The organism is Adhaeribacter radiodurans, assembly GCF_014075995.1.
Lineage (GTDB): Bacteria > Bacteroidota > Bacteroidia > Cytophagales > Hymenobacteraceae > Adhaeribacter > Adhaeribacter radiodurans.
The window spans coordinates 6735872-6749458 of sequence record NZ_CP055153.1; the positions used below are offsets into that span (position 1 = coordinate 6735872).

A 13587-nucleotide genomic window follows, 5' to 3' on the forward strand; every position below is an offset into this window, starting at 1 on the left:
GGTTTTCGGTTGAGGAGACCAACCTACTTACAAGCAAGAGACACTGGTTCAAATCCAGTATACCCTATATTGATTATCAAGAGGTTATAGACAAAATCAATAACCTCTTTTTTGGTTTAAACAAGTGGAAAATTATATCTTTATTCTACTACTTTCGATTTAACTTCCGCATACCATTTAGGAAACTTTTGCAAGAGTCTATTTTTAAGATCATCATTTGAAAGCTGTTGGACATCATTTAACTGAAAAAAGCTTACATTGCTAGAAACAGCTTCTAATTTTTCCAAAAAGGTGAACTGGGCTCCTAGACCAACAAATTGCCAAAAAATCGAAGTATCTCCATTTTCCTGGAAATACTTCAGCATTTGTTCATTTGAAGCTGTACTATTATTCTCTCCATCTGTAATTAGAATTACAAACACTATTTTATTTATTTTCGCATCAATATAGTTTTTATGAATATCCGCAATAGGTGCATAAATATCAGTTCCATTCATCTCATACTTATTTAATATTTCTTTTTCTATAAAATTTTGGTAATTATGTTTAGTAACCTTTATTGGCAATCTAACGGACTTTTTCTCGAATAAAAATAAATCAATGTTTTGCTCTGATGTTAAGCCTTTGCTTATTGCAAAAATCATGTTTATGACTTTTTGGATTTTTCCTGAAGAATAAAGTTTATAGCCTTCGTTCTTACCATAGTTCTCCATTGAATTTGAATAATCTAAAGCAAAAACCAGTTGAAGGTTCTCAAACATATATCCTTGTGCTGCGGAACTTGGAATCGCAAAGGAAGTAATAGGACTTAATGTTTTAGGGAGCTCAATCCTGGCAGAATTATGTTGAGTAAAATTTGGAGGTACCCCAACAACATTAGTCGGCTTATTATTAGAAATTATAATGGGTGATGCATGGGTTTTTTTAGAAGTCTCATTAACAGTAAGTAAGGGGCTAGAAACTTTCGATTCAGAAATATTTTTCTCAGATATTAAAGATGATTTATTACTCTGGAGATTTGCTTCTGAATCGTTAATGGATGCTACTTTCTCAACTGGAACTTCTTCAGAAATATTTTTAATTATTTCACTTTTATTATTAGTATCTTGCTCTTTAATTTCTTTACTTATTATTTCGGTTGTTTCCGTAATTAGGTTCTCAGCTACAATTTTTTGTACTTCAATAATGGAGTGGTCTAAAGCTACTTCTGGAGCAATCTGCAATTTATAGTTCTCTGCACCTGTATTTTCTGGATATAATTTTAATGCCTGAGAAATTAATTCATCTGAATAAATTACATTAGAATTCTTAACCTCTCTTGCTTTAAATTCTACATCTTTAGAAAGATAATTTCTATATGCCATTCTTTCGAATCGATGAATTTGGGATGCATCAAATGGTACTATAGGTATTTGCACCTCCCCTAACTTGCTTTTCAATTTGTCAAACTCACCTAAAAATGCTTTGACAAGATGATGTTTGCCCTTTAAAAGCATTATATTTTCATTATTGATACTGTCAGCATAGTATGTCCAGTTATATGAACCATTAAAGATTACATCTTCATCAATAATGCAAAATTTATGATGCATCAATGCTGGATAATCACTGAAATATAATTTTCCATTCAAACTAACGAACTTCTCGAACGGCAAGCCATACTCCCAATTATTTATATAATCGTTTATTATTATTAATTCAACCTTAACACCTTCTTCTAACTTGTTACAAAGCATATCAAACAATTCAGCATTTGTAAACCAGGCTACAGCTATCTGGATAGATTTTTTTGCCTTCCCAAGCTCTTGTAAGATTAATCTTTTAATACCTGAAAAGTATACTTCTTCTATCTCTGTTGTCTTTTTAACTTGGTTGTCTAAAACCAAATAGCCGTTTTCACTTCCTTTGCACCTCTGTAAAATGTTATGTTTTACTGCATCATCTCCAGTTTCAAATTTATCTTTAAGAATATCAGTATCACAATAATCTGTTATACCATCAAACCAAAGCTTAAACTTATAATCGTTGGTAGATTTTTGGTAAAAACTAGCAGTAAGGTCTTCATAGCCTACTACAGATTCTTTCTTATTATATTCTAATAGAAATTTAGCTTGATCATAAACTTCTGCATTTTCAATTGTTTTAATGCCTTCAACTAAAATTCTAAATAAATTTACATTGTATTCAGGTGTGTTAGCATGAAAAATAGTTTGCAAAAAGGAGAAAGTTGTGCTATTAGGTTCTAATGGTATTGAAGGAACCAAAACATCATTTTCTATTACTTTAGCGTTATTGCATTCTTTAGGAAGCCTACTTTTGATGTTAGCTATTTTGATTTTTATCTCGTCTTCGAGTGTTCTATTTTCTATATTTCGGATTCTTCGAGAAATTTTTTGAATTAAGCTTGGTTTTGCATACCTAAAAATTAATTCTAAAACAGGTGTATCATAATTCAACAATTCTTTAATTATGTAATTTTCACAATTCAAGTTGCAGTTAGTAGCATCTTGCCTATCACCTGTTTTGGTTTTTTTTAAATTTATTCCAAAGGTTACCAATTTATCTTCACCAATAAAATTAATTTGGTCCTTACTAGCTAAAGCATTTGGATGAAAAAAGGTCCGCTCTATTTGAGGGCTTTCAATCCAGCCAGTATAATATTTGTTGCTTTGAGCCTCTCTCTCAGTTACTTTTTTAAGTACTCCGATATACAATTCAGTATTGATCATTTCTAAGATTGTAATTGATTAATTTTATTTGGTTGGAATGATTATTGTGGCATTTCGATTTATTTTAATTGAATAGATTTCTTTAAAAACCCACATCACAAACTTCCTCAATTTGAGCTATAATTCTTTCAATGGCTATGGAGTCAATGCCACCGTTTTCACTTTCTGAAGTTATAAATAGGTTTTCGTTTAATGCGAAGCCATTCTCTTGATAGAACTTTAGTTTCTTTTCCCAATCTTCCCGATAACTAGGCACAGCCATCATTCCTAAGTGTTCCAAAATAACTAGGTCTCCGGCGGCATCAATAAATGAAAAATCCGGTATACGCTTTTGCCCATTTTTGCCTTTAAATTCCCTTTCGTATTCAAATTTTATCCCTTTTTCCAACAGCATATTGGCAATAATTACTTCTGATTTACTGCGGACCAAGAGCCCTTCTTTTTTGGTTTTATGAATAAGACCAGCTGCAAATGGTATTTCTGATTTACTTTCCCGAACAGCTGATTTAAAAAGATGGGTATTACGTTTGGCAGTAGTGGAAAACTGAGGTTTTGATAAATTTATAAGCCAATGAGGGTCAGTTCCCTCCACCAATAATATTAACTTTTTCTTGGCCCGGGTTAGGGCTGTATAGATTAATTCTCTAGAAATAATTCGTCCAGTTTTGGGAATAATCAGGAACACATACTCAAAATCGCTGCCTTGGCTTTTATGAACGGTAATAGCATAAGCTAATTCAATATTAGAGCTCTCATTTTCCGCTTGTCCCTGTCCCTTATAACCGAATGTTACTTTTTCGTCAATACCTGCAAAAGACACATTAGCAAAACCATAATTTAAACCTTGTACTAAGCCCAATTGTCCATTAGAAAGCTGAAATTCTTTATCCCCTGGAAAACAATTCTTTTTCTCGTTAATGGTTTGGATTACTTTATCAAATAAGCCTATTTGGTATTCGCCTATATTGATACCCCCTTGAATACCTTTTCTAAATTGCTGTTGGAATTTTCTGTTTAAATTAAAAGAACCCCAGTACGGCGCTTTTACCGGACTTAATAATTGGAAGGCCTCAATTCGTTGGGTATCGATTTCCGGAATACTTTTTCCTTTTTTTTCAATATAGGAAATTCCTAAAAAGGCATTCAGCTTATCATAATCCTTAGCATGGTCAAGGTTAAGAACGTTTACCAGGGTTTCATTTAATTTAGTAATGAGTTCTTCTTCATTTTGCCAGCAGCTCAATTGCAAATCATTCAGCTGAGTATTGTTTCCCAGCTTAGAGAAAATAATATCAGCATTTTTAGAAGGTTTCATACCAGAAAACCAGGAAGCTAGCATTAAGGTATCAGAATCTTCGCCTTGTGCTGTTCTTACTATCTCTTTAATTCTGGCCAAGGAAGAGGCTGCCTTAAAATCCGGATCAGTTTCTTCCAGTGTTTCCAGTTTAGCACAAATATCGGCAAATGGTCTACCAGCACCAATGGGTGGTAATTGATAAGGGTCACCCACTAATATAATCCGCTTGACGTGTGCCTGATCCAAAGCCTGGAAGATGGCAAAGAGGTCATCTTCCGTCAACATGGAACATTCATCAATGATTACATTTTGTTCCCCTTTATATTGGCTTTCCCCGGTAAATTTTGGTTTCATCCGATCCCAGTCAAAACGTTTCTGACGGGTTAAAAACTGGGCGATTGTATAAGCTTCTCCTCCCGCCATTTTTCCCAATTTTACCCTGGCCTTACCGGTGGGAGCTAATAATAATATGCCTTCACTTTTTAAGGCGCTACAGCTAAATAGTGCACCCATTACAGTAGTTTTTCCCGTACCGGCTGGGCCATGTAGCACGGATAATTTCCGGCTAGTAATAAGTTGTAAAGCTCTTCTCTGATCGTGTAAAGCAGCAACATGTCTGTTGTTTCCCGGGTCAAAATCTTTACCGTTTTTCCGGATAGTATTTACTATCAGTTTTTCCCAATCTTCTCCTAATGGCTCTAATTCCCTTTTCGCTCGGGCCAAAACTATTTTCCTTAAAGAGCTCTCAATTTTTTCATAAATTTTTAATTGCAATGCCTGGATATCATCAGTAGAAAGATGATTCAGTTGTTCTTTAAGGAATTCGATGTTTGCGGCAATATAGTTTGCTGGGATTTGTACCGGTCTTCTTAAGTTTAAAGTATTAAGAGTTTCGGTAATTTCATTTACCGCGAGTAATGTATCTCCGTTTTCGGCGGCCCTTTTTAGAATATCTATTATAATGGCCCTTAATCTTCTAGGGTCTAATGGAGACTTAACTAGTTGCGGTTCTTTGGGTACATATTCGCCCTGAATAGCTTTATCTTCAAATAGCCCGTTGTCTATGGTTTCTACAGCAATCGGGTAATGCTCTTGATCACCAGTATCTTTTTCCGCAATTAGGTAAGGGTTAGTTAATAGTTCCGAGTCGGTGCAGGTAAAATCTAGTTTCCTGCGGCTGGTTAGCTCAAACCAATTTTTTATTTGCTTTTCTGTTAACTCAAGCCGCGATAAAAGTTGTAATAATTCTTTTCTTTCCCCACTTTCACTGAACCAGGTATCCTTAAGAAAAGGTAAGTCTTTTGAATAAGTACGTGGCCTTATGGTTAGCCTTCCGGACAATACATCTTCCCAGGCATTCCAAGGATTATCTTTTATGCCTAAGATTCCCTGCGCACGTAAGTCTTCTTCCAAGCTATGGCCGTACTGAAAACCAATAGCTTGAAGAGCATTAGCAAAGGAAGGGAAAGGCCCCATAGCTTCTTTTACCTGGCCAACCTGCCGATCTATCCACATCAGGTGGTTATCCCAAAAACCAGAGGCAATTCCGTGTTCCTTTATGCGTTCAACGATGCTGCGCAGCTTACCCAAAACCACTAGAACGGTACTATTATTTAGCCATTCGGTGCCGTGGGTAAATTCTTCTATGGCTTCCTGCCGGGTAGCTGTTTCCTGTAGAGTGAGTTTTATTTCATCCAGTAAATCATTTTTTGTCTTCTTTCCATCTTTGGTTTTAAGTACGTAATCTTCCGGCAAAGCTAAATAGTCGTGGTATGGCAGCAAAATACCTTCGCTGGTTGGGTCATCCGGGCGGATCCCATGGGTGATTAACCTATCCCAAAGTGGATAGGTATAGTCAGCAACTGAATCGTACTTTATAATGGATGATTTCTTTTTAATAATACCAATCCCAACAATTAGTCTCCGGCTATCTTCATCAACTGGATTAGCTCCCTTTACATAAAAAATGCTTAGTGATTTATCTTCTGTAACAGGTTCAAAAAAGGTCTTCAAAATGGTTTCCTGTCTTTCCCGGCCATATACCCATGCCGAAGGAAAAGGACTGTCTGCATCTTTGGGATTTCCTGGATATAGATTATCTATTTGGGCCTGGTTTCCTCGGAGCATCCACCAAAACGGAACAGTAAAGGTTGTAAAAGGAGGTATTTCGACTGTTGTAGGTCGTAAATTCAAGTGCGGAATATCCTTTCCACCACGTTTATTATAGGGATGATTGAATTGCCTTTTATATGATAACTCGTTCATAAAGGCCCCACCTTCGGCTTTACAGGGCGGCAATTCGTGAAGCTTTAAGTTTGACCAGGACCGATTTGCAAGTACTTCTTCCGCATTTTCATTTTTTTCCTGATATATTCGAGGAAGGTGAATACAAAAAGTGTTTCCGGCCGGGTGCTGGCATATAGTACCATTCCATTTGTTATCGTGCCACGCAACTCGGTTTGAAATATGTTTTATCATACGAAAGAGAACTATTTTAATTAAAAGTTAAATCAGGTAATTGAGCAATGGACTAACTGGTATATTCAGTTTGTCAGCTAATATTTATAATATTTGGCTGTTGCTTGGGCTTTTATAGCGAGAACAGACTAATAAATTTATGCAACTCAAAACAATAAATATGCCTTTTGATAAATATATAGTATCTAAAATACAAAATTCTTGAAATTAGCTATTTTAATAGTCTTTTTTTAATCCTAGTTTTAGGATGATTTATTGATGTTCTTAAAATTAAGCTACTATTTAAATCCAATTACCTTGAATTACTCGAAACCTTATGTCGTCATACAAAAAAAGAGAGTAATTACTATTTTAAATTCTCTACCTCAATTTAAATTATGAATATAATAGATACTGACATAATCGAGCGGATGGATATGGCCAGCCTGGATCTTGTGAGCAATAATTTTAAAAAGCTTGCCGCACTATTTCCAAACTGTGTTACTGAAACTGCTGAAGGCAAAGTAATAGACTTTGATTTACTGAAACAGGAATTAAATTACCAAATAGTAGAAGGCACCAAAGAACGGTACCGATTGGAATGGCCTGGTAAGCGTGAAGCTATTGTAACCGCAAATTTACCAACCAATAAAACGATACGTCCAATTCACGAAGATTCGGTTGATTTCAACAACACTGAAAACTTGTATATCGAAGGTGATAATTTAGAAATTCTTAAGATACTGCAAGAAAGTTATTTGGGTAAAATAAATATAATCTATATTGATCCTCCCTATAATACAGGAAATGATTTTATTTATTGGGACAATTATATACAAGGAAAGGAGGTATATAAGGAAGGAAGTGGTCAAAAAGATGAGTTAAATCAACGCTTAGTAGCAAATCCAGAGACAGCAGGTCGTTATCACTCTGATTGGTTGACGATGATGTACCCTCGATTGAAATTAGCATATAATTGTCTATCAGACGATGGACTATTGGTTATATCAATTGATGATAATGAAGTTTTCCAATTAGGCAAAATACTTGATGAAATATTTGGTTCGACTAATCGCCTGGCTTGTGCACCTTGGCTTTCAGAAGCAAGTGGAGGTAAAGAAAAAACAGGTTTAAGGACAGGACATGAATATCTTCTAATCTATTTCAAAAAGTCTTCAGAAAATATTTCACAAGAAGAAAGATCAGCAGGTGAATTAAATTTACGAGATTCGAAAGGAGCCTATAGAAAAGGGCGCGAATTAATGAAATGGGGAGGAACATCGCTTCGAGAGGATCGACCAAACCAATTTTATGAACTTCCTAATATGGAGGGCGAAATGATTTTGCCCTATAGAAATGATGGTAAAGCAGGTCATTGGAGGTGGGGCAAAAACAACCCCGAAATTTTAAAAGCATTTGATGATAAATCCTTTTTTCATTGGGAATTAAGGCCTTTTAATGAAGGAATTTTAGTAAATGGTTTTAGAGAAAGGTGGGTTCCTTATGAAAAGATTAGGGACTCGAAGAAGGCAACAGGCTGGAGTACTTGGTTGGATAAATTTGGATCAAATGCAGATGGGACTAGGGAGTTGATAAATCTTTTTGGTTCTAAGGTTTTTGACACTCCAAAGCCGTTTCAATTAGTAAAATGGATAGTTTCCTTGCATAGTAATGAAAATGCTCTTATAATGGATTTTTTTGCAGGGTCTTCGGCTACAGCCCAAGCTGTTATGCATCTTAATGCTGAAGATAGTGGTAAGCGCAGGTTTATCTTGGTTCAACTTCCTGAAACAACAAACGAAAAAAGTGAATCTTTTAAAGCTGGATATAAGAACATCTGTGAAATAGGGAAAGAACGCATTCGGCGGGCAGCAAAGAAAATAAAAAAAGAAACAGGAGCGGATATTGACTATGGCTTTCGTGTTTACCGGCTGGATGAAAGTAATATGCAGGATGTATATTATAAGCCGCAGGAGTACACACAGGCAACCTTAGACCTTTTTACTGATAACGTAAAACCTGACAGAACTGCCGATGACCTTTTAGCGCAAGTGATGCTGGATTGGGGGTTGCCCCTTTCTTTAAAAATCGAAAAAGTGATTATTGCAGACAAACAAGTTTTTAAAGTAGCCGCTAATTCTTTATATGCGTGTTTTGATAAAGGCATTGACGAAGATTTTGCTAAAGCCATTGCTCAAGAGGCTCCTTTACGCATTGTTTTCCGGGATAGCGGCTTTAAAGATGATACTGCCAAAACTAATGTGAAGCAGTTGCTGAAACAACTAAGTCCGGAGACTGAAATGAAAGTAATTTAAATAATGGCGCTTCCGGTAAACATAGAAGCATTAGTACATGGCAAAACAATTGAATGGGAACGTCTGGAATTTAAGCAGGGCTGGAACCCGGAAGATATTATTCACTCCTTGTGTGCTTTTGCCAACGACTTGCAGCATTGGGATGGTGGTTATATAATTGTCGGAGTTGCAGAAAATAATGGTCAGCCCGTTCTGCCTCCAGCTGGCTTACAGCAAAACCAAATAGATGCTATTCAAGGAGAAATTGTGCAGCTTGGTCATAAAATACAGCCAAACTATTTCCCGATAACCCAGCCCTACTTATTGCAAGACAAGCATATTTTAGTTCTTTGGTGCCCTGCAGGTGATAATCGGCCTTATACTGCTCCAACTACTTTAGGTAGCGGAGCACAACGGCAATCTTATGTCCGGGTGGGCTCAAGGAGTATTATTGCTAGGGATGAGAACTTAAGACGGTTACAGGAGTTAACCGCCCGAATTCCTTTTGACGACCGTGTAAATAACCAGGCAACGCTTCAGGATCTTGACTTAGGTTTAATTCAGGCGCATTTGCAGGAAGTTAAAAGCGATCTGTTTGCTGAAAGTACTACCATACCTTTTAAAGATTTATGCCGGAGCATGCTTATTGCCAAAGGGCCTTACGAAGACTTGCGCCCTGTAAATGTAGGCTTATTGTTCTTTTCAAAAGAGCCTGACCGCTTCTTTCCCAGAGCCTGGATTGAATTGGTTTGGCATAAAGATGGTTCAGGAAAAAATTACACCGAACATTATTTTAAAGGCCCGCTGCAAAAGCAGCTTAGAGATACACTTTCTTTCTTAAGAACCAATATTATTGGCGAACAGGTAATTAAATATCCGGATAAAGCAGAAGCTGACAGATTTTTTAATTTCCCTTATAATGCCCTTGAAGAAGCGTTGTCTAATGCTGTTTACCATAAGAGTTATGAATTAGGCTCTCCCATTGAGGTTCAGGTTTGGCCGGATAAGATAGAGATACTCAATCATCCAGGGCCGGTACCCCCAGTAAATGCTACAATATTGAGTACTCATAGAAGAATAGTAGCTAGGGAGTATCGAAATAGACGAATTGGAGATGTACTGAAAGAACTTAGGCTTACTGAAGGGCGTGGTACTGGTTTACCTACTATCTATGATGCTATGGAAGCTAATGGTTCACCTGTGCCTATTTTTGCTACTGATGAACAAACTTATGTGCTGGTAACACTTCCTGTACATCCTCAAGCTAATGCTAGTAACATAGCTAGTAACAATGTAAGTAACCAAGTTAATACCCATAGTAAAGCTAATGCTATTACCTTTAGAAGCTTAGAAGATATTGTTGCTTTTAGTACTGACGCTGGTAACCAAGCTAGTAACGGAGTTAGTAACGAAGCTAGTAATCAAGTTAAAGCTATTCTTAATGACCGAGTTCATGATAGGGTTAAGGAGATGCTCTATATTCTAACTAATAGGATAAAAAGTGCTGAACTATTTAGAAGAATGGGATTAACAAATCAAACAAAGAATAGAGTCAGGTACTTAGATCCTTTAGTTGAATTAGGCTGGGTAGAATTAGAATACCCTAAAGAGAAAACAAGTCCTAAGCAGCGGTACCAAATAACTGATGCGGGGAAAAGAATATTGAATTTGATAACTTAAGAATGAAATTACAATTTAAAGAACAAGACTTTCAAGTTCAAGCAGTAAAAGCGGTGGTGGATTGCTTTGCAGGACAACCCTTAAAAACTAATCGCTTTACACTAGAACGCAGCAAAGCCCTTATCAAAAAGGCCAAACAAGCTGCTATAGGTGCAGGTGTCTTAGATTTTGAAGTGGAAGAAGAAATTGGTTATCGTAACAGCCCCCTGCAAATACTTGAAACGCAAGTAATCAAAAACATACAGGAAGTACAGAAAAGAGATGACCTGCACGAAAGCCAGCAAATTGAACGTCCTAAAGGAGTAAGACTAGGCTATAACCTTACAGTAGAGATGGAAACAGGTACGGGTAAAACTTATACTTATATCCGTACCATGTACGAACTGCACAAACATTATGGCTGGAGCAAGTTTATTGTAATTGTTCCGAGCATTGCCATTCGGGAAGGAGTGTACAAATCTTTTCAAGTTACTCAAGACCACTTTCAGGAACTGTACGCCCATAAAATTAATCCTTTTATCTACAATTCCGGCCGCCCGCAAGATATAGAGAATTTTGCTTCTGATAGTCGCATAAGTGTTATGATTATCAATACTCAGGCATTCAATGCCAGTGGTGCAGATGCCAGAAGAATTTATCAGGAACTTGACCAATTTGGTACCAGAAAGCCCATTGATATAATTGCGCAAACCAATCCTATCCTGGTCATTGACGAACCACAGTCTGTGGATGGAGAGAGGACCTTGAGAAGTATGCAGGATTTTAATCCCTTGTTCACGCTGCGGTATTCAGCTACTCACAAAGTAGAGTACAATAAAGTGTACCGGCTAGATGCTTTAGATGCCTATAACAAACGACTTGTAAAGAAAATACAAGTAAAAGGGATCAACCTCAAAGGGTCTACTGGCACAACCGGATATCTTTATTTAGAACAAATTAGCTTGAGTACCACCAAGCCCCCTTTTGCGATAGTTGAGTATGAAAAACGGGCGGGCGAAGGTGTGAAAAAGGTTCGCCAGAAATTAAGTGAAGGTGCCAATCTTTACGAGCTTTCAGGCAATATGCCTGTTTATAAGAATCAAACGATAACAGAAATAAACGGCTATCTTAACAAAATTGTGGTTGGCGGCCAAGATATATTTACGGGAGATATTCTCAACAATAAAGATGAAAATGCTTTCCGAAGGGTGCAGATTCGGGAAACCATCATGTCGCACCTGCAAAAAGAAAAGCAGCTTTTTACAAAAGGGATAAAAGTACTTTCCCTTTTCTTTATTGATTCGGTGGAAAATTACCGGGTTTATGACGAAGCAGGCAATCAGAGTTTAGGTGAATACGCGAAAATCTTTGAAGAAGAATACAACAAAGTACGGAACGATTACTTAGACCTATTTCAGCAGGAATATAATGACTACTTGAAGGAAACAGATCCAGGCAGTGCCCATAAAGGTTATATGCCCATTACCTATGGTGAGTACCTGAAACGGGATGATGCGAATCGGGTCCATGAAGGTTATTTTTCTATTGATAAGAAAAATAAGATGATAGATCCTTCGGTAAAACGGGGAAGTGAAGAATCAGACGACATTTCAGCTTTTGACCTTATCATGAAAGATAAAGAACGTTTATTAAGCTTTGAAGAACCAACCCGCTTTATTTTTTCACACTCTGCTTTAAAAGAAGGATGGGATAACCCTAACGTATTTCAGATATGTGCTTTAAAAAATGCTGAAAGTGGCAGCCAAACCCGCAGAAGGCAGGAAGTAGGTCGTGGTATGCGTTTATGCGTAAGCAAAAACGGGACTCGTTTAGATTTTGAAGTTGTTGGTGACCAGGTGCATGAAATAAACAAACTCACAGTTATTGCCTCGGAGAGCTATGAAGCCTTTGCCAAAGGTTTGCAAACCGAAATTGCTGCAACCCTTAAAGATCGTCCTCAAAAAGCAGAAGTGGAGTATTTTGTTGGCAAAATGGTAACCAATGAAAATGAAGAAGAACGCCGCCTTACCGAAGATCATGCTTGTAAAGCTTAACAAGTTGCTTTACAAGCATGATATAATTGACGATAATGACAAGATAACCATAGAAGGCAAAGAGCTAATTGAACAGAATAAAATACCTTTGCCTGCAAACCTAGAACCATTCAGGGATTCAATAAATAACCTTCTAAAATCTATTTACACCGGAGAAGCATTTAAACCTGAAAATGAAAGACAAACCATAGTACTCAAAACTAACCACAACTTCAGGAAAAAAGAGTTTCAAGCCTTATGGGAAAAGATTAATCTTAAAACAATTTATGAGGTAAAGTTTGAAACTGATAAGCTAATCAATGACAGCAAAACTCGTATTAATGCTCAACTCAACATTGGCGACCGGGTGTATGAAGTAAAAACTGGAGAATTGCAGGATGGTACCAGAGAGCAGATGCAGGAAGGTAGTTTGATAAAAGAATCCCAGCGCCAATACTTGAAAATCAATAACGACCTTTACACCAATACTGTTTATGACATGGTAGGTGAGATAGAAGTACGTACCAATCTTACCCGCAGTACCATTGTATCCATTCTCAAGGCAATTAAGGAAGAGAAATTTTTACTGTTTCGCAAGAACCCGGAAGAGTTTATTGCTAAATGCAGTAAACTTATTAACGAGGTGAAAGCAGGCTTAATAATTAACAACATTGTCTATCACAAAATCGATGAAAGGCATGATGCCAAAACAGTGTTCACTAATGATAAGTCTGCCCTTCGTAATTCCGATCTTCTAAAGAAACACATATACGACTATCTCACTTCGGATTCTAAAATAGAATCCAATTTTGCAGAAGCATTGGAGAACAGCACAGAAGTGGTGGTATATGCCAAGTTGCCCAAGAGCTTTTACGTATCTACGCCAATAGCCAATTACAGCCCCGATTGGGCCATAGTATTTGATAAAGACAAGATTCGTCAAATCTATTTTGTAACTGAAACCAAAGGTTCGGATTCGGATATGGATTTAAGAGAAATTGAAAAATTGAAAATCCATTGTGCTACTGAACACTTTAAAGAAATAAGTGGCAATGAAGTGAAATTTGAAAAAGTAAGTAGTTATGAGAAGCTTATGGATATTGTGCAGGTAAAATAGT

Annotated in this window: 6 protein-coding genes; 4 read left to right on the forward strand and 2 right to left on the reverse strand. The window is 36.8% G+C overall.

Annotation, left to right across the window (positions count from 1 at the left end):
* Window positions 1–140: 140 nt before the first annotated feature.
* Entirely contained in the window at window positions 141–2729 is a 2589-nt protein-coding gene (locus HUW48_RS26505) for a VWA domain-containing protein (RefSeq protein ID WP_182413799.1), read from the reverse strand.
* A gap of 82 nt (window positions 2730–2811) precedes the next feature.
* Window positions 2812–6504 carry an AAA family ATPase gene (locus HUW48_RS26510; protein WP_182413800.1) on the reverse strand — a complete coding sequence of 1231 codons (3693 nt, stop codon included), beginning with the start codon at window positions 6502–6504 and terminating at the stop codon, window positions 2812–2814.
* A gap of 377 nt (window positions 6505–6881) precedes the next feature.
* Here HUW48_RS26510 and HUW48_RS26515 point away from each other — a divergent pair, with 377 nt between their 5' ends.
* The 4 genes from HUW48_RS26515 to HUW48_RS27125 are packed head-to-tail and all read left to right on the forward strand — an operon-like array spanning window position 6882 to window position 13586.
* Window positions 6882–8798: a site-specific DNA-methyltransferase gene (locus HUW48_RS26515; RefSeq protein WP_182413801.1), complete on the forward strand. Its 1917-nt coding sequence runs from the start codon at window positions 6882–6884 to the stop codon at window positions 8796–8798.
* Window positions 8799–8801: 3 nt separating this feature from the next.
* Window positions 8802–10457: an RNA-binding domain-containing protein gene (locus tag HUW48_RS26520; RefSeq protein ID WP_182413802.1), complete on the forward strand. Its 1656-nt coding sequence runs from the start codon at window positions 8802–8804 to the stop codon at window positions 10455–10457.
* A gap of 2 nt (window positions 10458–10459) precedes the next feature.
* Window positions 10460–12490, forward strand: coding sequence for a DEAD/DEAH box helicase family protein (locus tag HUW48_RS27120; protein ID WP_246343635.1), 2031 nt, complete (start codon window positions 10460–10462; stop codon window positions 12488–12490).
* Window positions 12444–13586, forward strand: a complete 1143-nt coding sequence (locus HUW48_RS27125) for a restriction endonuclease (protein ID WP_246343637.1) — start codon at window positions 12444–12446, stop codon at window positions 13584–13586. Before HUW48_RS27120 ends, HUW48_RS27125 begins: the two co-directional genes overlap by 47 nt.
* The last annotated feature ends 1 nt before the right edge of the window (window position 13587 follow it).